Origin of the sequence: Actinomadura sediminis (genome assembly GCF_042675525.1) — a bacterium.
Classification (GTDB): Bacteria; Actinomycetota; Actinomycetes; order Streptosporangiales; family Streptosporangiaceae; genus Spirillospora; species Spirillospora sediminis.
Map to the genome: position 1 here is coordinate 1 of NZ_JBHTJA010000098.1, position 26,604 is coordinate 26,604.

Below are 26,604 nucleotides of genomic sequence, written 5' to 3' on the forward strand. Positions count from 1 at the left end.
AGCGACCCCGCCCCCAGCGCGACCGTGGCCAGGACGAACATGTGCGGCAGCTCGTACGCCAGTCCCTGGGCCAGGAACCGGTAACCGCCGACCAGCGGGAACGCCGAGTTGACGCCCCATCCGGTGAGCCACAGCGACGCCCACGCCACGACCTCCATCGCGTTGAACCACACGATGCCCACCGGCAGATCCCAGACGCTCGTCGCGCCGAGCGGGATCACCGTCGCCGCCAGAAGCGCCGCCGTCGGCAGGCAGATCACACCGATCCGCACCAGCAGGACGTCGGGCGCGAACGGCCTCCGTCGCTGCTGCACCAGGAGCCGGACGCCCTCGCGCAGCGGCGCCGCGGGGCCGTCCCCCAGGCGGAACGCCGCATCCATGGCGGCGGCCGAGTAGGTCAGCCCGGCCAGCAGCAGCGGGAGCGCCACCACGGCCCAGACGGGCGTCGCCTCACCCACCGGCCACCTCCGCCGGCACCGCGAGCTGCGCCAGGTCCGGATCCAGGCTCGCGACGATCAGCCGCGCCGCCGAGAACTCCGCTCCCTCGAGAAGCACGGGCAGAAGGTCCAGCATCGCCGCGGACGGCCGCCGCTCGATCGGCCCGCGCGGGCCGTCGGTTCCGTCCAGCGGCTCACCGTCGCCGATCCGCCCGATCGCCGCACCGGCCTCGTCCAGCCACCCCCGCAGACGGGTGAGCACGTCTCCGAGATGGCGGGCGGACGGACCGCTCAGCCCGTACCGATCCGCCATCGCGCGCCCGATGACGCCCACGTCCCGGAGCATCCAGCGCAGCGTCCACGACCTCCGGACGCGACGCGACCACCCGGCGAACCGCACCGCCAGCTCGTCCCCGGAGGCCCCGGCGACGGCGTCGTCGCGCAGAACCCGGGCCCGCTCGGCGGCGCTCGTCCAACCGGCCACCGCGAGCAGCCGCCCGATGCTGTCGAGATGTGCGGCGGCGCGGCGCCGTTCGCCGTCTCCTACCGGCACCCGTTCCCCCGCGACGGCCCGCAGCCACGGCTCGTCCCAGAAGGACGGCGGGCCCTCCCCGCCGTCCGCCACACCGACTTCCGCCGCTTGGACGACGTCACCCTGCAACGTCAGGTGGACCACGAGGCCCGCAGGCCAGTCGTGGAGGGCCGGACCGAGCGGAACGTGCAGGACGTCGAGCTTCAGCCCGTCGCGGTCGTCCGCCCGTCCGGCCATGGGCAGCCCCATCGGCGAACCCATGTGATGCTCGTGGCCACCGTGCCCGCCTCCATGGCCCGCGTGCTCGCCATGGTCGTCGTGCTCATCGTGGGGCGGTGAGACTGCAGGGCCACCGTCATGATCCGCGTCGTGCTCTTGCTCGTGCTCGGCATCCTGGTCGTCCTTGGGGGACCAAGCCCGGCGAGTGGCGGCGTCCGTCCGCTGGGCCACCGTGTCGGCCAGTTCGCTTACCGCCTGGTCCAGCGCGGTGGCGACCTCCTCCCCAGACACCGTCTCGTCCAGCCGGATGAGGGCCCGAGGCCCGGGCATGTCACCCCAGGTCACGTCCACTGCCGAGGCAAGCTCCGAGCCGGGGGCGCCGCACACGATCAGTGTCGTCGCCGCCGCGGGGGACGCGACCACCGCGCCGCCGCGCCGCCGGAGACCGTCCTCGACAAGCAGCCGGGTCCGCGTCGCACCCGGCGACGCGATGACGAACGCACGCGGCCGTGCGGTCGCGAAGCCGATGAGCCGGGCCCTCAGGTCCACCGGAAGGCCCCCTCGCGCCATGCGTAGACGATGCCGACCACGAGGAGACCGAGAAACAGGAACATCTCCACGACGGCCTTGGCCCCGACGGAGGCCGCGACCACCGCCCACGGGTACATGAAGACCATCTCCATGTCGAAGGCCAGGAAGACCATCGTCACCACGTACCAACGCACGTGGTAGCGCGACAGCGCATGTTCTTGAGGTCGCATCCCGGACAGGAACGGCCCTGTGCCGACCGCGCCCGGCGGCGCCAAGGCGATCGACAACGTGTAGACGGCCGCGACCGCCGCTCCCAGCACCCCCAGAAGGGCCAGTACCGCCAGGTAAGTCTGCATTCCGGGCCTTTGATTCGGCATTGTCCTACGCGCGGTAGGAGATCTTGCACCGTGGCGACTACCCAGCCGGCGAGGGACTACTCATCCCATACCTACTACGTGTACTAGTAGGATTTTGGCGGGACGTGCGGGCGACCGAACGATGGGCGAACGCCGTTGTTGAGCTCACCGAACATGCGGGTCACAGCGGCACGGTATATCCCTGCACCCATCCCTGCATAAGGGCGGTAAGACGTCCCCACACGCCGGTGACCTGCAGAACACCGACGACAACGAGCATGGCACCACCGGCCGCTGTGAGCGCGCGAGCACGCTTGCGGGCCACGTCGAAGGCCCGCATCACCCACGAGACACCGAGAGCCGCGAGCAAGAACGGGACACCCAGACCCAACCCGTACACCAGCGACAGGATCGCGCCACGCCCCGCGGTCCCCGTAGTAGTCGAGAGGCTGAGCACCGCCGCGAGCGTCGGGCCGATGCAAGGCGTCCACCCGAGCCCGAAAACCACGCCCAGCAGCGGCGCGCCCGCCAGTCCGGCCCGCGGCCTCCAGGACGGGCGCACCGAACGGGCCAGCAGCGGAACCCGGTCGAGGACGCCCATGAACGCCAAGCCGAGGACGATCACCAGCACGCCCAGCACCCTGGTGAGCATCGACTGGTAGGTGACCAGCACCGCGCCGAGGCCACCGAACAGGGCTCCGTAGGCCGCGAACACCGCGGAGAATCCGAGGGCGAACAGAGCCGTTCCCACGATCGTGCGCAGTCGTCCCGAAGACCGTCGACGGCCGCCGGACGCGCCGGGATCGTCGACGACGCGCTGCGCGTCCGCGCCCGCCATCCCCGTGACGTAGGAGAGGTAGCCGGGCACGAGCGGCAGGCAACAGGGGGACAAGAAGGACACGACGCCCGCGGCCGCGGCCACGAGCGCCGCGACGAGAAGCGGCCCTTCGGCGACGAGCCCTCCGATCCCGCTCATACCCACCACCCTTCTACTATGTCACTTAGTAGGAGAGGCTACAGCCGGGCCCGCGCGCTGGCGCGGCGGGCCCCGGCCGTCCACTGCGCCACCCCCTCGGGATGCGCCACCCTGGCGAGCGCAATGAACAGGGTCGCGGGTTAATGCGCGCAGGCGTCAGGATGTGACTACACTTCGTTACGTGTCGATCACACTAGGTCGGAATGTGCGGGATGGTCATGCCGCAAGGCGTGGTCTATCCCTGCTGCTGATCGTGGTGTCGTCGCTCTACTTCGTCCTCTGCCTTCCCGGCCTCCACGACGAGAGACCGGCCCACCTGGGCGAGCCCGCCGCTGCGTCGCCGTCGGTCTCGGCTTCGCATATCCATCCTCCGGCGGGGGCTGCGCACCATGACGCGGCAGCGGATCACCTTCCCCACGCACCGCATGGCGACTGCGAGCACTCCACAACACTGTCGCCCGACTCGTCCCGCACGGCTCTGCTGCTCTTCACGGTCCTGCTGCTGTGGGGTTGGGCGTCGGGGACCTTCTGCCGACTGCATCTCCTCCAGGCGTTGCGGGCACAGCGCCGATGGCGCGGGCACCGCCGTCCGCTGAGCGGAATACGACTCCTGAACGTGCTCTGCCTGGCTCGTATGTAAACGGTCCGGTCATGCGTCGGCGTTGAGCGTCCGGGCTCGCCTGCCCCTGCTCTCACTCACTCTCTGGGCGCATCCGCCTGGAGCGCGGCCGACCATGACCGTTTCTCACCGCGACCCATGCCACGAGCCATGTCTTCAGGAGAGAAACGTTGGACGCCATCGAGCTGCGTGATCACGAGTCGATGCACCCCTTCACCACCGCGGGCCGCCTGGTGGGCGGCGACACATGCCAGTCGCCTGCACGACTCGTGGGCAACACCCCGGTCCTCTGGGTTCCCGACCTGTTCGGGCGGACGCACAACGGGTTCTGGGCCAAGATCGAAGGCGCCAACCCCGGCGGGATCAAGGACCGTCCCGCCCTCCACATGATCGCGCGCGCCCGTGAACGCGGGGACCTGGCGCCGGGCGCCCCGATCATCGAGTCCACCAGCGGAACCCTCGGTCTCGGTCTCCTCCTCGCGGGCATCTCCTACGGGCACCCGGCGACACTGGTGACCGACCCGGGGCTGGAACCGTTGATGATCAATCTGCTACGCGCCCATGGCGCCCGCGTGGAGGTCGTCGCGGTCCCGCACCCGACCGGCGGCTGGCAGGAGGCACGCCGTCAGCGGGTCCGGGAGCTGCGGGAACGCACTCCGGGCGCGTACTGCCCGGACCAGTACCACAATCCCGACAACGTGGCCGCCTACGCGGGGCTGGCGCTCGAACTCGCGGGCCAGCTCGGCCGCGTCGACGTACTGGTCTGCAGCGTCGGCACCGGAGGGCACAGCGCGGGCGTCTCGCGCGTCCTGCGGTCGATGTTTCCGGAGATGCGCCTGGTCGGAGTCGACACCGTCGGATCGACCATCTTCGGTCAGCTCGCCGCGCCCCGGCTCATGCGCGGGCTGGGCAGCAGCATCTATCCCCGCAACGTGGACTATGACGCCTTCGACGAGGTGCATTGGGTCGCACCCGGCGAGGCCGTCTGGGCCTGCCGGGCGCTGGCTCGCGCGAGGTACGCGACCGGGGGATGGAGCGTCGGGGCCGTCGCCATGGTCGCGTCCTGGCTCGCCCGGAGCGAGCCGGAACATCTGCGCATCGCAGCCGTCTTTCCCGATGGGCCGCAGCGCTATTTCGGGACGGTCTTCGATGATGCCTACTGCTCCGAGCACGGGGTTCTCGGGGTCGTCCCGGCCGAAGTGCCCGACGAGATCGCCCATCCGCAAGAACGCGAGGTCACCCGGTGGACCCGCTGCGTGGACGTGACCGTCCCCGCCGGAGCCCGGACCGGGGCGGCTCGATGAAGGCGACGCTGGCCCAAGTGCGTTCCTTCGACGGACCGGTGCGGCTGTTGATGGTCAACCAGTTCACCATCAACCTGGGCTTCTACATGCTCATGCCCTACCTGGCCGATCACCTTTCCAACGATCTGGGCATGGCCGCCTGGCTGGTCGGCCTGACGCTGGGCGTCCGGAATCTCAGCCAGCAGGGCATGTTCCTGGTCGGCGGAAGCCTCGCCGACCGGCTCGGCTACAAGCCGATGATCCTTACCGGTCTCGGGCTGCGCACGGTCGGCTTCGCGCTCCTCGGAGTCGCCGACGCGCTGCCCGTCCTCATCGTGGCCTCGGCGCTCACCGGACTCGCCGGAGCCCTCTTCAACCCCGCCGTGCGCGCCTATCTGGCTCAGGAGGCCGGCGACCGCAAGGTCGAAGCCTTCGCGGCCTTCAACGTCTTCTACCAGCTGGGAATCCTGATCGGGCCGCTCGTCGGCCTGCTGCTGGGCGGCGTCGCGTTCCAGCTCACCTGCCTGGTGGCTGCCGGTCTGTTCGCGGTGCTGGCCGTAGCCCAGGCCAAGGCCCTGCCCACCCGCCGCGGCAGCCGCGCCGGGGCCGCCGAATCGGTGGTCAGGGACTGGCGCACGGCACTGTCCAACCGGCCCTTCGTTCTGTTCACCCTTGCGATGGCCGGCTCCTACGTCCTGAACTTCCAGGTCTATCTCGGTCTGCCCATCGAGGTCCGCCGCCTGACCGGCGGCGAACTCGGCGTCACGCTGTTGTTCGTGGTGTCGGGAGCCCTCGCCGTGACCGGGCAGGTCCGGATCGCCGCATGGGCCAAGGCGCGGTGGACGCCCGCCCAGGCCCTCGTCCGCGGGCTGGCCTTGATGGGTCTCTCGTTCGTCCCGATGGGCCTCGCCGCCATCGCCGCCCCGGCACAGGCCCCACCGGCCGGGCCGCTCGACTACACCATGGCGATCACACCGGTCCTGCTGAGCACCGCGTTGCTCACCATTGCCACGCTGGTCACCTATCCCTTCGAAATGGCGACCATCTCGACCCTGGGCAGCAACGCCATGGTCGGCACCTACTACGGCCTCTACAACACGGTGGCCGGGATCGGTATCGCGGCCGGAAACACCCTCACCGGCTTCGCGCTCGATGCGGGACGCGACATCGGGGCGCCGAGCCTGCCCTGGTGGACGCTCGCGGCGGTGGGCATCGCCTGCGCCCTCGCCGTTCGTGCCGTGGCACGCTCCGGCCATCTGACACCGGTGCCCGAACCTCCGCGTGAGCCCGCCCGCACGTGACGTCCGCTCGTCACGACCGGTTCAGCAGTCGCGCAGCCAGTAGCGGGCCAGGCCCACGACGCCGGCGCAACTGCCGATGAACCACCCGACGACCGCGCCCATCACAGCGGTACCGATGAGGGAATCGCACATCTCAGACCCAGAACTCAGCGCCAAGGCACCCGCAGCACCGGGGTGGCCAGTCCGGCGAAGGAACACCTCAAGAAGATGGAGGAGGACTTCAGGAACATGCGTTCCCTGGCTTTCTGCGGGATCGGCTACGGAAGGTCTTAAGTATCGGTCCTGCGGTGGTGCACGTGAGGGTCACCACCCGACTTCGTCGCAGCCCTTGTGATCGGCGGGTTCGACCTGCAAGGTGGCGTGCGCGATGGCGTGGCGATCGCGCAGCAGTTCGCGCGCACGATCGAGGACGGCGTGCGCCTCCTGCTGGTCGGCGGTCACCAGGTGCGCGGTCGCGACGTGCATGCCGGAGGTCAGCGTCCACCTATGGAGATCGTGGACGTCCTGGACGCCGTCGATGGCGGCCAGCTCACCCGCCACGGTGTCCACGTCGAGGCTGGCGGGCGCGTGCTGCCCGAGCACCGCGAGCACCTGACGTCCCAGGGCGATGGCGCGGACCACCAAGAAGACAGCGATGGCGAGGGCGACCAAAGTGTCGAAGAGCACCTGGCCGGTGGCGGCGACCAGGATCCCGGCCGCGATCACTCCGACCGACCCGGCGGTGTCGGCGAGCACTTCCAGGTAGGAGCCCTTGACGTTCAGGCTCTCGCTGGCCCCGGCGCGCAGCAGCACCAGCGCGGCGATGTTGACCGCGAGCCCCAGCGCGCCGACGACCAGCATGGGGCCGGTGGAGACCTCCGCGTCGGCGCCGATCCGCGACAACGCCTCGATCATGATGTAGACGGCCGTGCCCAGCATCGCCTGGCAGTACTCCGCCCGCGATCCCGACGTCGTCGAGCGGCGGGAACGGCGGACTCTGCGGATCATCGCGGTGTCGTTCTTCGCGCTTGCCTCCTACGTCACCGGGGACTCGGTCCTGGCGCTGCTGAGCGGCGGCGAGGCCGAACACTCCACCGTCGGCCTGGTGCTGGCCGCCCTGAGCCTGGCGATCATGCCCGGTCTCTCGTACGCACAGCGTCGCGCTGGGCCGCGAACTCGGCTCCGCCAGTGCGGTCGCCGACTCCAAGCAGACGCTGCTGTGCACCTATCTGTCGGCAGTTCTCCTCGTGGAGCTCGCGGTCAACAGCCTGTTCGGGTGGACCTGGGCCGACCCCATCGCCGCTCTGGTCATCGCCGCCGTCGCGGTCAAGGAGGGGCGCGAGGCCTGGCGCGGCGACGCCTGCTGCTCCGTGCCGCCGCCCGCCGCGATGGCGTCCTCGCAGCTCAACGCCTCGGCCTGCCGGACATGCGAGCCCGGGTGCTCATGCTGCACGACCGACCTGGAAGCGCCCACTTCGAGAAGTTCCGCGCCGCCCCAGGATTCCGCCCCGTGAACCCCTGCTACTCGAATGACCGCCGGGCGGCCCACAGCCCAGCTGTCCCGGAGGAACATTGATCGGTCATCCCATGCCCGCACCCGTACGAGCCGGCCGTACGAGCCGCCTACCGCAACGAGATGAACGCCGCCCGGCTCGCCGCCGACGGCGCCTCGCGCTGGCGCCACCTGGAACGGGCGCACATCCTGTCTCAACCCTGGCCTTGGCCGCACACCCGCAACCACGTCGCCATGTTCGTCCTCGCCGTCGCGCAACGCGATCGCCGCGAAGCGCTCGGCCAGGCCGTGAGGATCATCGTGGCCGCACCCGGCTCGGCCGCGGGCCGCTAGGGCCTGTTCGTAGTTCAGATCATGGAAGGGCTGGCAGGCTGCGGAGCCAGATGATGCATCCGCGCAGGTGAAGACCGGCAAGGTAGCTCTCGGGCGTCTTGTCGTAGCGGGTGGCCAGCCCTCTCCAGTCCTTGAGCTTGTTGATGCAGCGCTCCACGGTGTTGCGGCCCTTGTAGAGCTCGGCATCGTGGCCGACCGGCCGGCCGCCCGAACGTCCCTTCTTCTTTCGGTTGGCCGCCTGGTCGACCTTTTCCGGGATCACCGCCTTGATACGGCGTCGGCGCAGGTAGGCGCGGTTGGCGCGCGAGGAGTAGGCCTTGTCGCCGACGGCCGCGCGAGGCCGGGTGCGGGGACGGCCGACCGGCACACGAACCCTGATCTTGTCCATGACGGGAACGAACCAGGGGCTGTCGGCGGCCTGCCCGGGCGTCAGGACCAGCGACAGCGGACGGCAACGCCGATCGGCGGCCAGGTGGATCTTGCTGGTCAGGCCCCCTCGGGAACGCCCCAGGCCGGCGGCCCTCAGCCGGGCCCTGCGGCGCCGCCGCGTCCGGCGCCGCCGCTCCCGATCGTGGGGTTCGGGACTGTGCCCGTCGTGGTCCGCCGGTCCGGTTCGCCCCTTTGGCGCAGCCCCTTTTCCTCGGCGACCGCCCGTTCCAGCTCCTCGAGCCGTTGCGGTGCGACCACCATCCCGGCCGCGTGATGATGCGCGCGCGAGACGGTGGAGTCCACACTGACCAGATCCAGATCGACGCCGCCGCGGGCCGCCGCCTCGCCGATCAGCGCGTTCATCAGGTCCTCGAAGGTTCCCTGGCGCGCCCAGGCACGGAACCGGTCATAGATCGTCGACCAATTGCCGTACTCGGCGGGAACGTCCCGCCAGGGGCTGCCGGTCCGGAACCTCCACATCACCGCATTGAACTGATTGCGCAGGTCAGGGATCGGCCCGGCCGCCCCCAGGGGAAGGTGCGGCTCGATCAGTTCCCACTCGGTATCGGTCACGTCACCGCGCGTCATGCACTGGTGATACCGCTCGTTCCCGCTCCGGCGAGGGCACGTCACTCGATTGTGACCGGCCACCACTGATCCGAACTACGAACACGCCCTAACGGAACGGGCGGAGCCCGTAGGCCCCGCCCGTTCAGGTCGTCCGGGACGGACTAGTTCAGCAGCTCTCGCATCTTGGCGATCTCAGCCGACTGCGACGTGACGATGCTGTCGGCCATCTTCTTGGCCGGAGGGAACTGCCCGGAGGACTGCTCGGTCTTGGCCATGGCGACGGCGCCCTCGTGATGCTCGATCATCATCGTGAGGAACGCCCGATCGAAGGCTTCGCCCTTCGCCTGCTCGAGCTCCTGCATGTCCTGCTCGCTCATCATGCCGTCCATCCCCCCGTGTCCTCCGTGGTCCATGCCGGGGGAGGGAGCCGCCGAGACGCCCCACGCCTTCAGCCAGCCGGTCAGCTGTTCGATCTCCGGGCCCTGGGCCTTCTTGATCTCTGCGGCCAGCGTCTTGACGTCGGGGGACGAGGCACGGGTCGCGGCGAGGTCGGCCATCTCGACCGCCTGCTGGTGGTGCGGGATCATCATCTGGGCGAACATGACGTCCTGCTGGTTGTGCTGCGCCGTCTGGGCGTCTCCGGCGGACGGCGACGCGCTGGTGGACATCGAGTGTCCCGGCATCGAGCCGCCGGAGTCGTCGTCGCCTCCACCGCAGGCGGCCAGAGACACCGCCAAGGCCGGTACGGCGACGAGTGCGAGTACGCGCTTCATGGTTCGGTGGACCTTTCGTATCGAGTCTGTATTCGACCTGGGGCACGTCGTCCGCGCCTTGGGTCTCCTACAGCCTCAACACGCTCAATCTGTACAGGGACGGCCCCGGCGGCGGCCGTCCGACCGGCACGATCGACGGTCTGATCAGCGGCCGCACGGCCAGGACCCCGCGCGTGTGCCGGCTCAAGACGACCAGCGCCCACACCAGGACGAGCATCGTCAGCATCGCCAGGCACATCTGCCCGCCGGGATGGTCCGAATGGTCGTCGTTGTGTTGGTTTCCGGCCGGCGAGTGATGGCCTGCGGAACCCTTCGCTTCATGGTGGTGCCGGTCGACGTCCGTCACGGTCAGCGGGATGCCGTGCGTCTCGACCGGGCTCGGAGAGGCTTGAACGCCGTGCATGGCGAGCACGCACGAAAGCAGCAGCAGCACGAACCACGGCTTGGCGCCGCTCGCGTGCCGAAGCGCTTCCGATGGCCGTGTCAGCCTTCCCACCTGCCCTTCACCGCTGGACGCAGCCCGATCGGGACGGCATCTACCATCCGTTCGGGCTGCCGGCTCTCCCTCGGGACAGCATAAAGAAAACAGTAAGTGACTGTCTCAACACCATTGCCTCCCGGCTCGGCGTGGAGCACACGTGACGGGCCCGGTGTCGCGATGCGACGCCGGGCCCGTTCGCCGTCCGTGACGGCTCCTCTAACCGCCAGGTCAGGACGTGGCAGCCTGCACCTCCCGAGAAGCCTGGGAGCCCGCCGTCCCGGCGACCTCGGCGCCCTCGCCCTTCAGGGGCTTGAAGCCCCGGAGACGGAGGCTGTTGCTGACCACGAAGACGGACGAGAAAGCCATCGCTCCGCCGGCGATCATCGGGTTCAGCAGCCCGGCGGCCGCCAGCGGGAGGGCGGCGACGTTGTAGGCGAACGCCCAGAACAGGTTGCCCTTGATCGTGCGGAGCGTACGGCGGGACAGCCGGATCGCGTCGGCAGCGGCCCGCAGGTCGCCGCTGACCAGCGTCAGGTCGGACGCCTCGATCGCGGCGTCGGTGCCGGTGCCCATCGCCAGGCCCAGGTCGGCCTGCGCGAGCGCCGCGGCGTCGTTGACGCCGTCGCCGACCATCGCGACCGTCCGGCCCTCGTCCTGCAGCTTCCTGACCACGTCGACCTTGTCGGCGGGCAGGACCTCGGCGATGACCTCGTCGATCCCGACCGTGTCCGCGACGGTGCGGGCGACGGCCTCGTTGTCGCCGGTGAGCAGGACGGGCCGCAGTCCCAGCGCGCGCAGCCGTTCGATCGCCTCGCCGGAGGTCGGCTTGATCTGGTCGGCGACCGTGATCACCGCCTGCGCGCTGCCGTCGATGCCGACCGCGACCGCGGTGTGGCCGCGCGCCTGGGCGTCGGTCATCGCCCTCTCGAGGTCGGGCGTGAGCCGCTGGGACCACTCGGCCAGGAGCCGGGGGCGGCCGACCAGGACGCCGTGTCCGTCGACCAGGCCCTGGACGCCCAGGCCCTCGATGTTCGCGAAGTCCTCGACGTTGCCGAGTTCGCCAACGCGCTCGGCGGCGCCGGCGGCGATGGCCTGGGCGATCGGGTGCTCGGAGGCGTTCTCCAGAGCGCCCGCGAGCCGGAGCACCTGCTCGGCGTCGGCGCCGTCGGCGGTGACCACGTCGACCAGGGCCATCTTTCCGGTGGTGACGGTGCCGGTCTTGTCCAGGACGACGGTGTCGATCCGGCGGGTGGACTCCAGGACCTCCGGGCCCTTGATCAGGATGCCGAGCTGGGCGCCGCGTCCCGTCCCGACCATGAGGGCGGTCGGGGTGGCCAGGCCCAGCGCGCACGGGCAGGCGATGATCAGCACGGCGACCGCGGCGGTGAACGCGGCGGCCAGGCCGACGCCGGATCCGATCCAGAAGCCGAGGGTGGCGATGGCGATCGCGATCACGATCGGGACGAAGATGCCGGAGATCCGGTCGGCGAGCCGCTGGACCTGCGCCTTGCCGGTCTGGGCCTCCTCGACGAGGCGGGCCATCTGGGCCAGCTTGGTGTCGGAACCGACCCGCGTGGCGCGGACCAGGAGACGGCCGCCGGCGTTGACGGTGGCGCCGGTGACCGCGTCGCCGGGGGCGACCTCGACCGGCACCGACTCGCCGGTGAGCAGGGACGCGTCCACCGCCGAGGAACCCTCCTCGATGACGCCGTCGGTGGCGATCTTCTCGCCGGGGCGGACGACGAACACGTCGCCCACCGTGAGCCGGTCGACGGCGATGCGTTCCTCACGCCCGTCCCGGACGACCGACACCTCCTTCGCCCCCAGCTCCAGCAGGGCGGTCAGTGCGGCACCGGCACGTCGCTTGGAGCGGGCCTCGAAGTACCGGCCCGCGAGGATGAACGCGATGACGCCCGCGGCCGCCTCGAGGTAGATGTTCATCGAGCCGTCCGACCGGGTCATCGAGAACTCGAACCCGTGCTTCATCCCCGGCTCGCCCGCCGTCCCGAAGAACAGCGCCCACAGCGACCAGCCGAACGCGGCGAGCGTCCCGACCGAGACGAGCGTGTCCATCGTCGCCGCGCCGTGCCGCAGGTTCGTCCACGCGGCCTTGTGGAACGGCCACCCCGCGTACACGACCACCGGCGCGGCCAGCGTCAGCGACAGCCACTGCCAGTACTCGAACTGCAGCGCCGGCACCATCGCCATCGCGATCACCGGCACGGCCAGCACGACCGAGGTGACCAGTCTCTGGCGCAGCGGCCGCAGCCCGTCGTCCTCGGTCTGCCCGGTCCCTTCGGACGCCTTCCCGGTCTCGGCCTCGGCCGGCCGGGGCGGCTCCGCCGTGTAACCGGCCTTCTCCACCTGGGTGATCAGGTCGTCGACGCTGACGCCCTCGGGGTATTCCACCCGCGCCTTCTCGGTGGCGTAGTTCACCGTCGCGGTGACGCCCTCCATCTTGTTGAGCCGCTTCTCGATACGAGCGGCGCACGAGGCGCACGTCATCCCGCCGATCGCCAGCTCGACCCGTTCGGGCACGTTGCCGGAAGTCATCGCTCCTCCTTCGTGGATCGTCGTGCGGGATGTCAGTCGTGCTCGTGGTCGCCGTGGCCGTCATCGGCCTCGGCGGGTCGGTCGGCTTCACCGGCGAGTGCGGTGAACTCCGCGGTACGCACCTTGCCCTCGTGCTGGAAGTCCAGGTAGAGCCGGTACGCGCCGGAGCTGGGCACTTCGGCGTAGAAGGTGATCGTTGGGCCGGGACGCGTCTTTCCGTCGCCCGGTTCCCCGTCCGGGTGGACGTGCAGGTAGGCCAGGTCCCGGTCGCGCAGGGCGACAAGGTGGCCGTACGCCTCGAGGTACGGCTCCAGATCGGTGACCGGCTTCCCGTCCTTCCGTACCGTGAGGACCAGCTTGCTGGTCGCGCCGGGGGTCAGGGTGCCGCTCAGCGCGACTTCGTAGCCGCCGACCGTCGCGACCTGCTCCGCCTTTGGCAGATCCTGGGGCCGGTAGTCGCCGGGAGCGGTGACGTCGGTGCCCAGGGTCAGTTGTTCCTCGGCGCCTTCCGGCTGGACATCGGTGAAGAACCGGTACGTCCCCGCGTCCGGCAGCGTCAGCGGGATCGTCCAGACGCCCCCGCCGGCCTGCGTCGGGTGCAGATGCTGGAAGCCCGACAGGTCCCGCCGCGCCACGATCAGGTGCAGTTCCTTGCCGTGCAGCGGCCGGTACCGCGTCACGGGCTTGCCGTCCGGACCGGTCACGGTGAAGCGGAAATCGGTCTCCTCACCGGGCTCGACCACGGTCGTCTCCGGCACCAGCGTGTACCCGCCTTGGGAGACCTGGAGCCCGCCGGGGACGACCGGCTCCTTGGCAACGGTCGTGCCGTGCCCGCTTTCATGGCCGCCCCCGTGCGCCTCGTCCGCCTGGACGGTGGCGGCGGCGGGGCCGGCGATGTCGCCGACGCCCACCGCGCCACCGAACACGGCGGCAAGGCCCAGCGCGTACGCGCCCAGCTTGCTCGCTGTGTTCATCTCATGCCTTCAGCTCGTATCCGGCCTCCTCGACGGCGGCCCGGATCTGGGCCTCGTCGATGGGGGCGTCGCTGGTCACGGTCACCTTGCCGCCGACCAGTTCCACGTCCACGGCGGTCACGCCGGCGACGCGGCCCACCTCCTGCTTGACGGTGCCAGCGCAGCCACCGCAGGTCATGCCGGCGACGGTGTAAGTGGCGGTGCTCATATTCTCCTCCTTGTACCCCTGGGGGGTATCCGCTCGGCGTTCATGTTGCCATGCACGCCGAGCGAATGCAACCCCTACCCCCTACCCGTACCTCGCTGAGAGCGCTCTTGACCTTATACCCCACAGGGGTAAGGTATGCGACCGTCCATCCGAAACGTGCACGGAGGTAAGACATGAGGACGTTCGATCGGCTCGTGGTGGTCGGCGCATCGCTGGCCGGCCTACGCGCCGCGCAGACGCTGCGGGACGAAGGGCACACCGGGGAGCTCACCCTGGTCGGCGCCGAGCCCCTTCTCCCCTACAACCGTCCGCCGCTGTCCAAAAGCACGCTGACCGGCGACGACGACGTCGCGCTTCCCGGCAATGACGAGCTGGACGCGCGGTGGCTGATCGGCCGGACCGCCGTGGGGCTCGACGTCTCGGGTCGAGCCGTCACGCTCGATGACGGCACGCGGCTTCCCTACGACGGCTTGGTGATCACGACCGGGGCCCGCCCGCGCCGGCTCGACGACGACGCCATGTCCCTCGACGGAGTCCACCTACTGCGCACCTTCGACGACGCGATGAACCTGCGTAAGGCGCTGCGGGACGGCCCGCGGCGCGTCGCCGTCATCGGCGGCGGCATCATCGGCGGCGAGGTCAGTTCGACGCTCCGCTCGTTGGGCATCGAAGTCGTCCTGATCGACGCGGCTCAGGCGCCAATGGCCGGACCGCTCGGCGAAACCGTGGGCGGTTGGCTCGCCGAACACCACGCGCGGCACGGGGTCGAACTCGTCTCCGGAGTACGCGTGGCGTCGCTCGAGGGGGACGGCCACGTGAGCGCCGTCCGCCTGAGCGACGGACGATCCATCCTGGCCGACCTGGTCATCGCCGGCCTGGGCGTCCTGCCCAACACCGAATGGCTGGACGGCAGCGGCCTACAGCTCGACGACGGCGTCCTCACCGACTCCGCGCTCTTCGCCCGAGGCCACGCGAACATCGTGGCGGCGGGAGACGTCGCTCGCTGGCCGCACGGCGTCTTCGACGACGAGTACGTGCGCATCGAGCACTGGGCCAACGCCAACGAGCAGGGCGCCGCCGCCGCCCGCAACCTCCTTCGCGGCCCGCAGGACGCCGAGCCCTTCACCGAGGTGCACTCCCTCGGCACCCGCGTGCACGGCACCCGCGTCCAGTGGGCCGGCCTTCCCAGGACCGCCGACGAGATCGTGGCGATCTCGGGATCTCTAGAGGAAGAGAAGTTCTCCATCGGTTTCGGACGAGGCGGCCGGCTCGTTGGCGCCGTCGCGGTCAATTGGCCCAAGGAGCTCATCAGGCTGCGCCGTGCCATCGCCGCACGCCAACCACTGTCCGCCGCGGCGGCGGCCTGACCACACCCATCACCAGGCCGGAGCGCCCCCATCAGGTGCTCCGGCCCCGGCATGTCCGCAACCTGCAGCCGAGGCGGTTTCGCTCATCCGAGGAGTAACGCTAGCCGACGCCCCACAAGCATCGATCAGGACTTTGGCAACACTGAGCGAACCCAGCAGCGGCGCCCATCGCTATCGCCGCACATCGGTCGACCATGCCATTTGTCTCGACCTCCTCTGCGCCCTCCGTCGGCAGACCCCGCCGATTGAGCTCAGGATTCGTCGTCGTCAATCCAATGCAGCGGAATTAGGCGCTCCCCTCCACGCCAATTATGTTGAACGGAGTCCTGAAACCAATCTACTGCCAGATTTGCGTGATCGCAGACAATAACTTGCAACTCGGGGGCAAGTTCTTGAACGATCTCGTAAATCAGGCGAAAAAGGCGATTGACGGCTTCCTGGTCTCGGTCGCCGGCCGGCGTACCCCGTCGCTGGTCGATCTCTGATCGATACCAGACCTGTGTTGGCTGGTCGAGCATCAGTATGCGAGGGACCGGACGATTCTGCCGGACGAAGTACCGGTGCAGCGCCAGGTGAGTGACAATGTGGTAGCCGATCCAGTTCTCGCCGCTGCCGATACGGAACAACGGCACCGGGCCCTGTTCGGTGTCCGTGACAACGGTGAGGCGGTTGAGGTCCAAACGGACGCTGCCGTCGCCGTGTTCGAGCTCCAACCGCTTCGACCAGGTGGTCATGTCATGACTGATCGAGACCAGGCGTGAGGTGAGTTGCTCTCGTTCCTCCGCAGGATCCAGCTCGGCTTCGAGCGCGGCCACCCTCGCGGCTGTGCGTTCGTGCAGTGCACGGAGCCGACGGATTTCTTCACCTGAACTTGCGGGCAAGGCGGCAAGGGTCGCATGGATACGACCGCGCGCGAAGTCGGCTCTTGCGGTCTCCGGCCGAAGTTGGTGGGCCGTCTGGCTGGAGGTCAACGCCTGGAGGGCCGCGTCAGCCGCGCTTACCTGTTCGCGGACCCGCGCCACCTCCTGGTCCAGCGCCTCCAGTGCACGGCGTCGAGCCGGACCGGTTGCGTCGATACCTCTGAGCTGCTCGTTCAGGTGATCCAGGGACTGACGCAACAGCGTCACGCTGGGAGGCGGGTCGGCGAGCGGAGATCCGCACATCACGCATGTCATCGGCTCTTCCTGAGTGGCTTCCGCGCCGTTCCCGCCATTAGTTGACAGGCCCAGCAGATCCAGGCTGGTGAGCCTGGCGGACTGAGTCCGGACAGCACCGGCGAAGTCACTTGCTGCACCATCCTGCTGGAGCAGAAGTTCGCGTTCGGCCTCCAAGGCGCGAAGCCTGTATCGCAGAGCGTCCTGTTCGCGCCTCAGCCTCACCGTTCGCACAGCGCTCTCTCTATCGGGCGCCGGTGCCGCCGCCGGCGGTGCGATGGCCGCCACTCGAAGGGCGTCGATCAACGCGTCCCGGTCAGAAGGCTGCTCATGCTCGACCAGACCAAGGGTGTAGGCCTCATTCCACAGTGCTGCCAGCATCGCATCGGTGGATTGGCCGGTCTGTTCCGCAGTGCGCAACGCGTTCTCAGCGGCGCGCAGTTCACGGCGGGCAGCTGCCAGTTGCGCGCGCTTAAGGGCTTGGTCCCTGGCCACCGCGCCGAGGAAGTAGGGGATCGTGTCCTTGATGGTCTGGGCCATGCCCTGTTCGCCCTGGCGATGGAACAACAAATCACGGTTGGCGATCTCGCTCTGGCGCTGAAGGCATAGCAGAGCGGCGTGCCCGATATGCGCTTCGACGGCCGATCGGGCCGAGGTGACAGGAGGCTCGTGACGATTCTCCTCAATATTGATACGCCGACTCAACTGTTCCCGAACGGCGCCCGAGTCGGCGTTCACCTCCAGCTCCCGGTACTCCAACGGTTCCAAGTCGGCACCGAACCGCAGCATGGCCCTCTGCGTCGAGGCTTTCCGCTCTTGCGGAGCGGGCCGGCCGATGAACGCGCGTCCACCACCGTCCAGGGCGAAGAGGGCCCCGTACCAGGAGACTGTGCTGGTTATGGGACCGACCGGCATCTGCATGGTGTCGCGTCCCAGGCAGTACTCAACGATGTCCAAGAGCGCGCTCTTGCCGGTCTTGGACTCGCCGGTCACCACGTTGAGGGCGCCGGGGGTGAAATCGAGGACCCGGCGCTCACCGCGGATGCTGTAGAGGATGATGGCGAGCAACTGCACGGTGCTCAGGGTGCCACGCCGAACACGGCAAAGACAGTGGCCGTGCTCCCAGTCCGTGCGAGCCATCTCCCGACAAAAGACGCTTTGCGAAGAATCTCGTCGAGTTCGTCAGGAGGTCGGAACCCGCGGGGTCGGCGCACTCGCCCGTTCAACCGGTCTGCCTCCAGCATCACGACCCCATGGGTGAGGCCGAACTGCAAGCCTTGCCGGACCGGATCGACCAGCGCACGTGCCCGGTGCGGGAAGCCGACTCGCAACGCCGCGTTCCGCGTGAGCCAGGTGGTCAGGTGAGTGCTCTTCGTGCCGGGCAGCGCTTGCCGGGTTCCTCGGTGCAACACCAAGGGGGCGACGATGAACGACAACGACCACGGCATACCCTGCTCGGCTTCCTTCTGGTGGCCGTCCGCAGCCGTGGCCAGAACCGCGGAGATGAGCGCGGGATTGAGCATCGCTGCGGCGATCAGCGGTTGCCGCCCCCACGTCGGACGCATGCCACGGCCGGGGCCGTCCCCCTCGTTCTCGCCGCCTGCGGCGTTCAACCGGCCACCTTGAGAAGTGCTTGAATCCGGGTTTCGAAATCGGCGTGCCAGCCGATCGTCCCCGCATCAGCCAACATATGACGTTGACCGCGCGCGAAAAACGGCTCGTGGTATCGGGACCGGACGGTTATCCCGGTCTGAGCCAGCAACTGCCGCAGGAGTCGCTTACCCGCCTCCTGCTTGGCGGACTCGTCGGCGTCCACGTCGAGCTCGTCGAGCATCCACTCGAACTCTCGCTCCCACTCGTCGATCAACTCGGCTTCGAAGCGCTCCAGTTCGGCTGGCCCGACCAATTCTTCCTCCACCCACCGCACAGTGTGGGTGTAGGCGCGATAGTAATCCACGATTGCCTTTTGCAGGTTGCGAGGAGGGTACGCCACCCACTCCATCTGCTGCACAAAAGGATGGGTCCGATACTGCAACGCGACGCTCTCCCCGTCCACGTCGGCCAGTTCGACCAGGGTGGGCAACGTATCGTTGGTGAACTGATCGCGTATTTCGTTGATCGATGCCTGGGCTGCCCCCACGTCCACGCTGCGGAGGCGACCCTGCAGCATCGCAAGCGCCTGCTCGTCCCACCAACGCCACACTTTCGCCAGGAACAAGTCCTCATGACCGGTGGGCAGCGCCCACTGCAACTCGACACGGACCTGACCAGGCACATCCTCTATATGCTCAGATCCATCTAGAACCTGTATCCGCGATACGAACACGCGACGCGCAACAGGATCCAGAGCAAGGAACTGCTGACGCGCAACTCGAGTTTGTTCAGAATTCGAGTTTTCTGCAACGGACTCCAGCCCGCGCAGTGCAGCGAATTCATCACGTGTCTGAGGGCGCAGCGCCGCCATCGCAGTGGAGTCCGCTGCGATCTGGGTCGTCACAAGCAGGAATTCCGGCCCCGCAGAGTTCCCCGGTGCGCCGGTATCCATCCAGACCTTTAGGGTCCGCCAAACGTCGGTCGCCGCGTCGGTCAGCGACCGGGCAGTACCCTGATGGTGCTTGAGTTGAAGCAGTTGGGACGGGCTTCCATCTCGCTCCCATGCGACGTCGTCATGGAGCTCCAGCGTGATGGCCTGGCCGGGGCGAGCTCTGCCCGAACGCAACAGCTCCAGCAGGGCCCACCAGGTCTGATGTTGGTACCCGACAGCGCTCTGAGCAGCGTTGTGTGATGCCTGGCCCATGCTCTGAGTCTTCACCCACACAGTGATCAAGTCCAGTTAATGAACACTAACTTTTGCGAGGACTCGACACCGTGCGCTTGAACGCCGACGCATCCGAGATACCGGAGGACACCCCGACCAACCTCCAGGCGGCATCTGCTGCACACTTGGTCACGGTGATTCGGTAGCACGAACCGCTCCAGATGCGAAACTGCGTCGGCGCCACTTAGCGACCTTGGGCGGGGTCAGGTGAACGGGATTTGGCCCCCTGTCGGGCTGAGCGCCTGAGCCGCTGGTGGGTGCCAGAGCGGTCCCGGGCCCGGGGGTCGAACGGTTCCGATGTTCTGGACCGATTTTGTGTTGGTGTGCCGAGGCTGGCGGCAGGGTTGCTGATCGCGGTGGTGACCACGCCGGGTGGGGGTATCTGGAGCGGTGTTCTTGCCGCCGGTGCAGCTCAGTGTGCTGGCAGTGCCCAGTCCCGCAGTGGCGACGACCAACCTGCTCTATAACGTGGTGGCCGGGCCTGGGGCGCTGGTGCGGTATCGCCGGTCGGGGCATCTGACCGGGCCACTGGCGCGGCGGTCGGTGGTCGGCACGCTGCCTGGGATGGTGGTGGGCGCGGTGGTCCGAGTGTTCGCCGTTCCCGGGCCGCAGGTCTTTCGGCTGCTGGTGGCGGCGTTCTTGTCTTGTTGAGTTGGAGTTCGTCGGCGACCTCGACCAGTTCGTTGACCAGCTTGGCGGCCGGCACGTGTCTGCCCGGGAGACCAGCCATGGCTGCCTCGGTGCCCAGTGCGATGAGCAGGTGCGATCTGCCGGTGCCCGAGTCGCCGATGAGGCAGAGCGGGTGCCCGCGCCTGACCCACTCGCATTTGGCCAGGTGCGGACGGCGGCCGGCAGGATGTCGGGATCGCCTCGAAGTCGAAGTCGTTCAACCATTTCTGGCGAGGGAACCCGGCGACCTTGATCCGGCGTTTGGAGCGACGGCGTTGCCGTTCCCCGCACTCGGCCTTCAGCGTTCGGCCAGGGACCCTCGGTAGGTGAGTTGCTGGCGGTCGGTGGCATCGGCGGCGTCGGCGGCCGTTCGGTCAGCCCGCGCTGGTGGTCGAGGGCCATGACGCATCTCCCTGGCCGGCGGCTGGTGGTCGTCTGCGGCGTAGCATCTGGTCGTAGGCGGTCATAAAGGGCGGTGGCCGGGTATCGACCGGCAACGCGGCCAGCTGACGCTGGGTCAGCGAGGCAATCCCCTCAAGACAGCGGAGCCGGGTTTCCGACCGGCCGGTTCCTGGTCGCGGCCGGCTTCTGCGTTGAGGTAGCGCTTCGGGGTCGTCCCTACGGTGCGCCGGAATGCCGCGAGGAAGGCGCTCGGAGTCGCGTATCCGACGACGTGCGCGGCGTGGGACACAGGACGGCCTTCGGCCAGGATCGGCAGTGCGGCCCGCAGACGCACGTGGGTACGCCACCGATCGAAACTCATGCCTGTGTCCTGCACGAACAGCCTCGTCAGCGTGCGCCGGCTGACGCCGACCGCCCGTGCGTGCGCGTCTAGGCTCCGCCCGTCCGCCGGGTCGGCGAGCAACGCGTCGGCCACGGCGCGCACACGTTCGTCCGCTGGGATCGGTACGTCGATGGGAGTCGCGGGCAGCGGGTTCAGCAGGTCCAGCACGACCGCCTCGGCCCGCAATCGTGCATCCTCGGCGAGGTTCGGCCGACCGAGGTGAACGATGAGGTGGGCCAGCAGCCCGTCGACGCCGACCGGTGTGGGCTCCGTCCAACTCAGATGGCATCGAGCGGGGTCGAAGTAGAGGCCGTGCAGTATCGCGTCGCGAGTCGCACCGGTCTTGTGGACGACTCCGGCGGGCAGCCACAGGGCCCGGGTGGGCGGCAGCACCCAGTGTGCGTCGCCGACGGCGACGCCGAGCACGCCGCGCCGCGTCCAGGCGAGCTGGTGGTGGGTGTGGCTGTGCGGGGAGATCCACTCCCCGGATGCCAAGGGGAAGTGCCCGACGACGATCGCGCCGACCCCTGGTGGAACGCTTCCGTCCCCTGCGTCGAGCATGTACTCCAGACTATGTCCTCAATGCGACATGATGCGGCCTCATCGCGGATAGTGGCCAGTGGCGCAGCTGCGTAGCGTCCGTCGCATGGCGAAAGATCAGCTTTCCCGAAGTCTCGGCCGCCGCCGTCGAACTCTGGTCGTGCTGTGCTTCGTCCAGTACATGCTCGTCCTGGACGACACCGTGGTGAGCGTCGCGCTTCCCAGCATCAAGGACGACCTGGGGTTCGGCACCACCGGCCTGGCTTGGGTCGTCAACACGTACTTCCTTGCATTCGGCGGTTTCCTGTTGCTGTCCGGTCGTGCGGCCGACCTCGTGGGTCGTCGCCGTGTCTTCCTCAGCGGCGTGGCGCTGTTCGGTGCGGCCAGCCTCGCCTGCGGCGCCGCCCAGGAACCATGGCAGCTGTTGAGCGGACGATTCCTGCAGGGTATGGGCGCTGCCATGGCAAGCCCCGCCGCACTCTCAATGATCACGTTGCTGTTTCCTCGCGAACGGGAGCGTGCCAGGGCGCTAAGCGTCTGGGGCGGCATCGCGGCCCTGGGCGGCACCTCGGGACTGGTGATCTCTGGAGTGCTGACCGACCTCGCATCTTGGCGCTGGATCTTTCTGATCAACCTGCCGGTGGCGGTTATGGCCCTCGGGCTGATTCCGCGCCTGGTCGGCGAGAGCCGGTCCGCTCGTCGAACGTTCTTGGACGTCCCGGGTTCGGTGCTGGGTACGGCGGCCACCCTGGCTTTGGTCTTCGGGCTGCTTCAAGTCGGCGAGGCCGGTCCGAACGATCCGGCGTTCCTCTTGTCCATGCTGCTGGCCGTAGTACTGGCCACTGCCTTCATTACCGTGGAGGCACGTACGTCCCAGCCGCTGGTGCCGCTACCGTTCCTGGCCGCACGGACCCGTACCGTCGCCAATGCAGCGACCCTCCTGTTCTCCGCCGCGTTCTACGCGATGGCCTTCCTTCTGATGCTCCAACTGCAAACCGTCATCGGTTATGGACCACTCGAGGCAGGGCTCGCCTATCTCCCGTACGGTGCCGGTCTCCTCGCGGCAATGTGGCTGTCCTCCCGGGCAGTGCCCCGGTTCGGGGTGCGACCGACCCTGGTTCTCTCCTTTCTGACCAGCGCGGTGGGACTGCTCCTGCTGTCGCGGATCGCACCGGGCGACGGCTACGTCGGCGGTGTGCTGCCGGGCATGATCGTTACGAGCGTCGGATGTGGGCTGAGCCTGCCCGCCCTGGCGGTCGCCGCCGTCGCCGGTACCACGGAAGACGACGCCGGGCTCGGTTCGGCCGTCTTCAGTTCCGTTCAGCAACTCGGTGGGGCTGTGGGCCTGGCGGCACTCGTGACCGTAGCCGTCCGCCATGACTCCGCATCGTCCGATCCGGCGTCCCAAGGCTTCTCGCTCGCGCTCACCGTCGCCGCAATCCTGCTGACCACGGGCGCCGCGCTCATCGCCGCCATGCTCAGGGGTCGGCGATCGGCAACGCCGGCCGACCTCCAGATGACCCCAGCGAGGCATCACTAGTCCCTTATCGGCACGTATCGCCGGACCGTTCGTCGGCAACCCAAACGCTGCTCCAGCAAGAGCACTCACGATGACCCGCCTTGCCGCCAAGCCACGACCTGCTCAATGGCGACTGCCCGAGGCTCCAGAATCTCGCCTTGTACGGCTTCGAGCGGGCAACGGCCACCCGGGAACGCGGAATCAGCGCTCGAGAAGGTCCAGCAGGGCGGCTGTGGGGACTCTGTAGCAGTTGCCGATACGAATGACTTTGCAGGGGAATTGGTTGTTCTTCGCGAGTTGGTAGGCGTAGGTGCGGGAGAGGCCGAGGGCTCGGGCCGCGGTGACGATGTCGACGACGGCGGGCAGTTCGGCGAGGTCGCTGTACCTGAGGGGCTCCATGGCTGGCCTCCATGAGTTGGGATCGTCGCTGGTTAGGTCGGTGCCTGGTGCTCAGGTGAAGCACCAGCCGGAGTCGCATGTGCCGTCGCCGTGGTCGAAGGGGAGGATGTCGATTTCGGGGATGACGTCGTTGAGGGGTGCGTTGTGGCGGGTGAGGTAGACGGGGTCTTTCCCGAGGGTGGCGCGGCGGTTGTTGATGGTGGTTTCGAGGTGGCAGGCCTTGGTGAACAGTTCGGGTTCGTCGCGGCGCATGTCTTGCCAGGTGGTGAGGCGGTGGAAGGGGCAGAACCAGCAGGCGGATTTGGGCGGGACGGGTAGGCCGGCGGAGCGGATGATGCGGGGGCAGTCGGTGCGGCGGATCCCGAGGTCGAGGAGGGGGTAGACGATGCGTTCGTGGGGTTCGTGGCGGCGGGCGTTGGCCCGGTGGATTTCGTCGATGCTGATGCCGATGCCGATGGTGGCGGGGTTGGTGCGGGAGGCGCCGTGGGCTTTGAGCCAGCGGCCGATGACGCGGATTTTGAAGTCGGCGGTGCAGGAACGGGTGCCGGGTGCGCCGTTGGACATGCGGACGGGGATGGGGATGGAGCGTGAGCCTTCGCGCATGAGGCGGCCGTAGAGGGTTTCGGTGGTGCCGTCGCGGCGGGTGCGGGTGAGGGTGTGCAGGTCGATGCCGTGGGCGCGGGCGTAGGGGGTGGCGTGGTCGCGGACGTAGGCGAGGGTGGCGGGGTGTTCGGAGTCGTCGCCGACGTTGGCGAACAGGAACGTGGGGAAGTCGATGGTGCCTTGGGCGGCCAGGACGAGGGCGGCGGTGGATTGCCAGCCGCCGCCGTAGCTGAACGCGCGGATCGGGCCGCAGGGTGGCGGGGTCTTGCGGCGGGGGTGGTTGTTGCAGGGCATGCGGGGGCCTCCGGTTAGTGGGAGCGGGGGCGGGGTCCGGGGCGGGTGGCGCCGATGTACTGGCGTTCCCGGGTGGCGTTGCCGGTCCAGGTGGCGATGCGGACGACGTCGCCGGTCTGGGGCGCGTGGACCATGCGGCCGCCTCCGAGGTGGACGCCGACGTGGTGGATGGTGGCGGGGTTGGCCGGGTTGGTGGCGAAGAAGACGAGGTCGCCGGGTTGCAGGGCGTGGCGGGGGACGTGGGTTCCGGCGTGGTATTGGGCGGCGGCGACGCGGGGTAGGCGGATACCGGCTTGGGCCCAGGCGTGTTGGGCGAGGCCGGAGCAGTCGAAGCCTTTGATGGCGGAGCCGTGGGCGGTGCCGTAGGTGGGGCCGTTGGGGCCGCCGCCACCCCAGGAGTAGGGGGTGCCGAGCCATCGGAGGGCGGCGCGGACGGCGATGTGGCCGTGTCCGGTGCCGGTGGGTGCAGCGGCGTAGCGGTCGGCTTGGTCGAGGACTTTGCGGACGTACCAGTCGGCGTGGTTGTAGTGCCAGATCGCGCGGCGCAGGTGGCGTCCGCCTTTGCCGGCGTGGTTGTGGCAGAGGTAGTTGGCGGCGCCGTGGATGGCGTCGGCGGGGTTGTAGCGGTCTTTGGTGCCGTCGTGGTCGCCGTCGGTGCCGTAGGCGGCCCAGGTGGCGGCGAGGAATTGCATGGGTCCGCCGGCTCCGGCGTGGTTCTCGCCGGTGTGGACGCCGGGGAGGGTGGAGCGGCCGTGGTCGGTTTCGACTTTTCCGATGGCGGCCAGCACGTTCCAGCCCAGGCCGGGGCAGGTCTGGGCGGCGTCCATGTACCACCGCAGGTAGGCCGGTGGGATGTCGCTGCGGGCCAGGGCCGTGGGCGCGCCGGCCAGGGACGAGCTGCCGTTGGCGTGCTGTCCGGTGAGGAGCAGGACGAGGCCGAGTGGCAGGACGATCGCGGTGAGGCAGGCGGCGACGGCCTTCATGCGGCCGCCGGGTGAGAGTTGGGCGGGTCAGTCGGCTGATTCGGCGCCGGTGCGGGCGCGTTGCCGGGCGCGGTGTCCGGCGCCCTTGTCGTTGTCATTGGCGGTGTCCCCGGGTTGGTGGTGGGGCTGCCGCAGCACCTCGCGGACCGCTTCCCAGGAGTAGCGGAAGTCCTTGCCGGTCTTGAGCGCGGGGATCTGCCCGGCGTGGGCCATCCGGCGGACGGTCTGGGGCGACAGGCCGAGTTTGGCGGCGAGTTCGGCGGTGGTGAGCACGTCGGGATCGCGGCCGGGCTTCTCGGTCATCGCGCAGGCTCCTGGGTCGGGGTCACGGTCGCCTCTCAGTGTGGTGGGTCGATGCTGCGGAAGCACGTTTGACGAGTGAAGACCTTCTTTGGTGTCGCTTGCGCTCCACGATTCTGCCACGTAACGTGACCGTCCATCAACTCAAAGCAATGGATTGGGGGTGCGTGACTTTGGGTCTCCGGAGTGGCGGGACGAGCCGTCCGCTGGCAGCGGGGGTCTTGGATGTGGTGGTCGCCGGAGCGCACGGCGGCGCCGGAACCTCGACGCTGGCGGCGCTGCTGCCCGCGGCGTGGGACATGGGGGTCGTCCGGGCGGAGCCGGATGCGGACCGGTGTCCGGTGCAGGCGAAGGGACGCCCGGTGGTGCTCGCCGTCCGCAACACGGCTGCCGCGGCGAGGTGCGCGACGGCGGCGGTCGGCGTGTTGCGGCGGTGGGGTGAGGGGGTCGAGGCGCTGGCGATCGTCAGCGACGGCGGCCCGGAACCGCGGGACGCGACGGCGCGGTTCGCGCTGCTGGAGTGGCAGGTCGGCGGCGTGGTGCGGATTCCGCATGTGCGGGCGTTGCGGCTGGTCGATAATCCGGTCGAGGTCGCTTTGCCGGGTAAGGCGCAGCAGGCGCTGGACGGGTTGCGCCGTCTGGCGACTGCGGGCGGGCGGGGGTGGACGCGATGACGACGCCGACCGATCCGCCACCGGCGGAGTTCGAGATCCCCGATCCTCCGCCGTCTCCCCCGCCCGGCCTGGACACCAAGATCGACACGCTCTTGGCCTGGGGCAAGTGGGGCGTCATGATCTGCGGGCTGGCCGGGCTGTTCATCTGCGGTGGACAGATGGCGATCGGCCGCAAGAACCGGTCGTCCTTCGCCGCCGACGGCGCGACCGGTGTCCCCTGGGTCCTCGGCGGTCTCAGCCTCGTCGCCGCAGCGGCGCCGATCGTCACGGTCTTCTTCACATGAGGCCGCCGATGTCGAAACGCGGCCTGATGGCCGTGGCAGGCGCGGTCGTCGTCGGCGCGCTGGTGCTCGGCGCCGTCCAGTTCACGGACGAGTCAGCTACGCCTGTCGCGCAGCGTGTTGCTCGCCCCGAGCCGCAGGCCGTGCTGGTG

27 protein-coding genes and 2 pseudogenes are annotated in these 26,604 nt (G+C 68.9%); 9 read left to right on the plus strand and 20 right to left on the minus strand.

Annotation, left to right across the window (positions count from 1 at the left end; genetic code table 11):
- The 4 genes from ACFQ11_RS30515 to ACFQ11_RS30530 form a co-directional block, all read right to left on the minus strand.
- Positions 1-458 (minus strand): NADH-quinone oxidoreductase subunit H (locus tag ACFQ11_RS30515; RefSeq protein ID WP_378304948.1); only part of this gene is annotated, 458 nt, incomplete at its 3' end.
- Positions 451-1,737, minus strand: a complete 1,287-nt coding sequence (locus tag ACFQ11_RS30520; protein WP_378304950.1) for a hypothetical protein — start codon at positions 1,735-1,737, stop codon at positions 451-453. The genes ACFQ11_RS30520 and ACFQ11_RS30515, both read right to left, overlap by 8 nt.
- The gene (locus tag ACFQ11_RS30525) at positions 1,728-2,075 is read right to left on the minus strand and encodes an NADH-quinone oxidoreductase subunit A (protein ID WP_378304952.1); all 348 of its coding nucleotides are present in this window, start codon (positions 2,073-2,075) and stop codon (positions 1,728-1,730) included. The genes ACFQ11_RS30520 and ACFQ11_RS30525 overlap by 10 nt, the downstream gene beginning before the upstream one ends.
- Before the next feature lie 181 nt (positions 2,076-2,256).
- Positions 2,257-3,051, minus strand: a complete 795-nt coding sequence (locus ACFQ11_RS30530; RefSeq protein ID WP_378304954.1) for a cytochrome c biogenesis CcdA family protein — start codon at positions 3,049-3,051, stop codon at positions 2,257-2,259.
- Positions 3,052-3,840: 789 nt separating this feature from the next.
- Between ACFQ11_RS30530 and ACFQ11_RS30535 the strand changes: the two genes are divergently transcribed.
- Both ACFQ11_RS30535 and ACFQ11_RS30540 read left to right on the plus strand, forming a co-directional pair.
- Positions 3,841-4,974, plus strand: a complete 1,134-nt coding sequence (locus ACFQ11_RS30535) for a PLP-dependent cysteine synthase family protein (RefSeq protein ID WP_378304956.1) — start codon at positions 3,841-3,843, stop codon at positions 4,972-4,974.
- A complete protein-coding gene (locus tag ACFQ11_RS30540) occupies positions 4,971-6,254 on the plus strand; it encodes an MFS transporter (protein WP_378304958.1) in 1,284 nt (427 codons plus the stop codon). The genes ACFQ11_RS30535 and ACFQ11_RS30540 overlap by 4 nt, the downstream gene beginning before the upstream one ends.
- Positions 6,255-6,557: 303 nt before the next feature.
- Here the strand turns inward: ACFQ11_RS30540 and ACFQ11_RS30545 are convergent, their stop codons facing one another.
- Positions 6,558-7,241: a cation diffusion facilitator family transporter gene (locus ACFQ11_RS30545; protein ID WP_378304960.1), complete on the minus strand. Its 684-nt coding sequence runs from the start codon at positions 7,239-7,241 to the stop codon at positions 6,558-6,560.
- Positions 7,242-7,480: 239 nt separating this feature from the next.
- On the opposite strand from ACFQ11_RS30545, the gene ACFQ11_RS30550 reads away from it, so the two are divergent.
- Positions 7,481-7,747: a hypothetical protein gene (locus ACFQ11_RS30550; protein WP_378304962.1), complete on the plus strand. Its 267-nt coding sequence runs from the start codon at positions 7,481-7,483 to the stop codon at positions 7,745-7,747.
- Between the two features lie 68 nt (positions 7,748-7,815).
- Positions 7,816-8,079 carry a DUF3703 domain-containing protein gene (locus tag ACFQ11_RS30555; RefSeq protein ID WP_378304998.1) on the plus strand — a complete coding sequence of 88 codons (264 nt, stop codon included), beginning with the start codon at positions 7,816-7,818 and terminating at the stop codon, positions 8,077-8,079.
- Positions 8,080-8,098: 19 nt separating this feature from the next.
- Here the strand turns inward: ACFQ11_RS30555 and ACFQ11_RS30560 are convergent.
- The 6 genes and pseudogenes from ACFQ11_RS30560 to ACFQ11_RS30585 form a co-directional block, all read right to left on the minus strand.
- A pseudogene (locus tag ACFQ11_RS30560) lies at positions 8,099-9,096 on the minus strand (IS5 family transposase).
- A 143-nt stretch (positions 9,097-9,239) separates the two neighbouring features.
- Positions 9,240-9,851, minus strand: coding sequence for a DUF305 domain-containing protein (locus ACFQ11_RS30565; protein ID WP_378304964.1), 612 nt, complete (start codon positions 9,849-9,851; stop codon positions 9,240-9,242).
- Between the two features lie 67 nt (positions 9,852-9,918).
- Positions 9,919-10,347 carry a DUF6153 family protein gene (locus tag ACFQ11_RS30570; protein WP_378304966.1) on the minus strand — a complete coding sequence of 143 codons (429 nt, stop codon included), beginning with the start codon at positions 10,345-10,347 and terminating at the stop codon, positions 9,919-9,921.
- A gap of 213 nt (positions 10,348-10,560) precedes the next feature.
- Entirely contained in the window at positions 10,561-12,885 is a 2,325-nt protein-coding gene (locus tag ACFQ11_RS30575; RefSeq protein WP_378304968.1) for a heavy metal translocating P-type ATPase, read from the minus strand.
- 32 nt (positions 12,886-12,917) lie between these two features.
- Positions 12,918-13,859, minus strand: coding sequence for a hypothetical protein (locus ACFQ11_RS30580; RefSeq protein WP_378304970.1), 942 nt, complete (start codon positions 13,857-13,859; stop codon positions 12,918-12,920).
- Between the two features lies 1 nt (position 13,860).
- Positions 13,861-14,067: a heavy-metal-associated domain-containing protein gene (locus ACFQ11_RS30585; protein ID WP_378304972.1), complete on the minus strand. Its 207-nt coding sequence runs from the start codon at positions 14,065-14,067 to the stop codon at positions 13,861-13,863.
- A 194-nt stretch (positions 14,068-14,261) separates the two neighbouring features.
- Between ACFQ11_RS30585 and ACFQ11_RS30590 the strand changes: the two genes are divergently transcribed.
- Positions 14,262-15,434, plus strand: coding sequence for an NAD(P)/FAD-dependent oxidoreductase (locus ACFQ11_RS30590; RefSeq protein ID WP_378304974.1), 1,173 nt, complete (start codon positions 14,262-14,264; stop codon positions 15,432-15,434).
- 251 nt (positions 15,435-15,685) lie between these two features.
- On the opposite strand, the gene ACFQ11_RS30595 is transcribed toward ACFQ11_RS30590, so the two are convergent.
- From ACFQ11_RS30595 to ACFQ11_RS30605, 3 genes are read right to left on the minus strand one after another with little or no spacing between them, the layout of a single operon-like run.
- Positions 15,686-17,662, minus strand: coding sequence for a DUF3732 domain-containing protein (locus ACFQ11_RS30595; RefSeq protein WP_378304976.1), 1,977 nt, complete (start codon positions 17,660-17,662; stop codon positions 15,686-15,688).
- 5 nt (positions 17,663-17,667) lie between these two features.
- Positions 17,668-18,201, minus strand: coding sequence for a three component ABC system middle component (locus ACFQ11_RS30600; RefSeq protein WP_378304978.1), 534 nt, complete (start codon positions 18,199-18,201; stop codon positions 17,668-17,670).
- On the minus strand, positions 18,198-19,400 hold the full coding sequence (locus ACFQ11_RS30605; RefSeq protein ID WP_378304980.1) for an ABC-three component system protein: 1,203 nt from the start codon (positions 19,398-19,400) through the stop codon (positions 18,198-18,200). The genes ACFQ11_RS30600 and ACFQ11_RS30605 overlap by 4 nt, the downstream gene beginning before the upstream one ends.
- A gap of 432 nt (positions 19,401-19,832) precedes the next feature.
- Here ACFQ11_RS30605 and ACFQ11_RS30610 point away from each other — a divergent pair, with 432 nt between their 5' ends.
- Positions 19,833-20,057: a TSUP family transporter gene (locus tag ACFQ11_RS30610; RefSeq protein WP_378305000.1), complete on the plus strand. Its 225-nt coding sequence runs from the start codon at positions 19,833-19,835 to the stop codon at positions 20,055-20,057.
- A 55-nt stretch (positions 20,058-20,112) separates the two neighbouring features.
- On the opposite strand, the pseudogene ACFQ11_RS30615 reads toward ACFQ11_RS30610, so the two are convergent.
- A pseudogene (locus tag ACFQ11_RS30615) lies at positions 20,113-20,241 on the minus strand (ATP-binding protein); the annotation flags it as partial.
- 351 nt (positions 20,242-20,592) lie between these two features.
- Positions 20,593-21,420: a helix-turn-helix domain-containing protein gene (locus ACFQ11_RS30620; RefSeq protein WP_378304982.1), complete on the minus strand. Its 828-nt coding sequence runs from the start codon at positions 21,418-21,420 to the stop codon at positions 20,593-20,595.
- A gap of 85 nt (positions 21,421-21,505) precedes the next feature.
- Here ACFQ11_RS30620 and ACFQ11_RS30625 point away from each other — a divergent pair, with 85 nt between their 5' ends.
- Positions 21,506-22,939, plus strand: a complete 1,434-nt coding sequence (locus tag ACFQ11_RS30625) for an MFS transporter (RefSeq protein ID WP_378304984.1) — start codon at positions 21,506-21,508, stop codon at positions 22,937-22,939.
- Between the two features lie 180 nt (positions 22,940-23,119).
- Here ACFQ11_RS30625 and ACFQ11_RS30630 read toward each other — a convergent pair whose 3' ends face one another.
- From ACFQ11_RS30630 to ACFQ11_RS30645, 4 genes are read right to left on the minus strand one after another with little or no spacing between them, the layout of a single operon-like run.
- Positions 23,120-23,317: a helix-turn-helix domain-containing protein gene (locus tag ACFQ11_RS30630; protein ID WP_378304986.1), complete on the minus strand. Its 198-nt coding sequence runs from the start codon at positions 23,315-23,317 to the stop codon at positions 23,120-23,122.
- Between the two features lie 51 nt (positions 23,318-23,368).
- On the minus strand, positions 23,369-24,214 hold the full coding sequence (locus ACFQ11_RS30635) for an adenine nucleotide alpha hydrolase family protein (protein ID WP_378304988.1): 846 nt from the start codon (positions 24,212-24,214) through the stop codon (positions 23,369-23,371).
- A gap of 14 nt (positions 24,215-24,228) precedes the next feature.
- Positions 24,229-25,197: a C40 family peptidase gene (locus ACFQ11_RS30640; protein WP_378304990.1), complete on the minus strand. Its 969-nt coding sequence runs from the start codon at positions 25,195-25,197 to the stop codon at positions 24,229-24,231.
- A 27-nt stretch (positions 25,198-25,224) separates the two neighbouring features.
- Complete coding sequence (locus ACFQ11_RS30645; protein ID WP_378304992.1) at positions 25,225-25,500, minus strand: helix-turn-helix domain-containing protein; 276 nt, start codon at positions 25,498-25,500, stop codon at positions 25,225-25,227.
- Positions 25,501-25,724: 224 nt separating this feature from the next.
- On the opposite strand from ACFQ11_RS30645, the gene ACFQ11_RS30650 reads away from it, so the two are divergent.
- The gene (locus tag ACFQ11_RS30650) at positions 25,725-26,171 is read left to right on the plus strand and encodes a hypothetical protein (RefSeq protein WP_378304994.1); all 447 of its coding nucleotides are present in this window, start codon (positions 25,725-25,727) and stop codon (positions 26,169-26,171) included.
- Positions 26,168-26,455, plus strand: a complete 288-nt coding sequence (locus tag ACFQ11_RS30655; RefSeq protein WP_378304996.1) for a hypothetical protein — start codon at positions 26,168-26,170, stop codon at positions 26,453-26,455. The genes ACFQ11_RS30650 and ACFQ11_RS30655 overlap by 4 nt, the downstream gene beginning before the upstream one ends.
- The last annotated feature ends 149 nt before the right edge of the window (positions 26,456-26,604 follow it).

Excerpts from the sequence above, each read along its gene's own strand:
- ACFQ11_RS30655 (WP_378304996.1), top strand. The coding sequence starts at position 26,168 with ATGACGACGCCGACCGATCCGCCACCGGCGGAGTTCGAGATCCCCGAT.
- ACFQ11_RS30585 (WP_378304972.1), bottom strand. The coding sequence starts at position 14,067 with ATGAGCACCGCCACTTACACCGTCGCCGGCATGACCTGCGGTGGCTGC.
- ACFQ11_RS30545 (WP_378304960.1), bottom strand. The coding sequence starts at position 7,241 with ATGATCCGCAGAGTCCGCCGTTCCCGCCGCTCGACGACGTCGGGATCG.
- ACFQ11_RS30625 (WP_378304984.1), top strand. The coding sequence starts at position 21,506 with ATGGCGAAAGATCAGCTTTCCCGAAGTCTCGGCCGCCGCCGTCGAACT.
- ACFQ11_RS30630 (WP_378304986.1), bottom strand. The coding sequence starts at position 23,317 with ATGGAGCCCCTCAGGTACAGCGACCTCGCCGAACTGCCCGCCGTCGTC.
- ACFQ11_RS30645 (WP_378304992.1), bottom strand. The coding sequence starts at position 25,500 with ATGACCGAGAAGCCCGGCCGCGATCCCGACGTGCTCACCACCGCCGAA.
- ACFQ11_RS30640 (WP_378304990.1), bottom strand. The coding sequence starts at position 25,197 with ATGAAGGCCGTCGCCGCCTGCCTCACCGCGATCGTCCTGCCACTCGGC.
- ACFQ11_RS30525 (WP_378304952.1), bottom strand. The coding sequence starts at position 2,075 with ATGCAGACTTACCTGGCGGTACTGGCCCTTCTGGGGGTGCTGGGAGCG.
- ACFQ11_RS30540 (WP_378304958.1), top strand. The coding sequence starts at position 4,971 with ATGAAGGCGACGCTGGCCCAAGTGCGTTCCTTCGACGGACCGGTGCGG.
- ACFQ11_RS30580 (WP_378304970.1), bottom strand. The coding sequence starts at position 13,859 with ATGAACACAGCGAGCAAGCTGGGCGCGTACGCGCTGGGCCTTGCCGCC.
- ACFQ11_RS30575 (WP_378304968.1), bottom strand. The coding sequence starts at position 12,885 with ATGACTTCCGGCAACGTGCCCGAACGGGTCGAGCTGGCGATCGGCGGG.
- ACFQ11_RS30620 (WP_378304982.1), bottom strand. The coding sequence starts at position 21,420 with ATGCTCGACGCAGGGGACGGAAGCGTTCCACCAGGGGTCGGCGCGATC.
- ACFQ11_RS30635 (WP_378304988.1), bottom strand. The coding sequence starts at position 24,214 with ATGCCCTGCAACAACCACCCCCGCCGCAAGACCCCGCCACCCTGCGGC.
- ACFQ11_RS30565 (WP_378304964.1), bottom strand. The coding sequence starts at position 9,851 with ATGAAGCGCGTACTCGCACTCGTCGCCGTACCGGCCTTGGCGGTGTCT.
- ACFQ11_RS30530 (WP_378304954.1), bottom strand. The coding sequence starts at position 3,051 with ATGAGCGGGATCGGAGGGCTCGTCGCCGAAGGGCCGCTTCTCGTCGCG.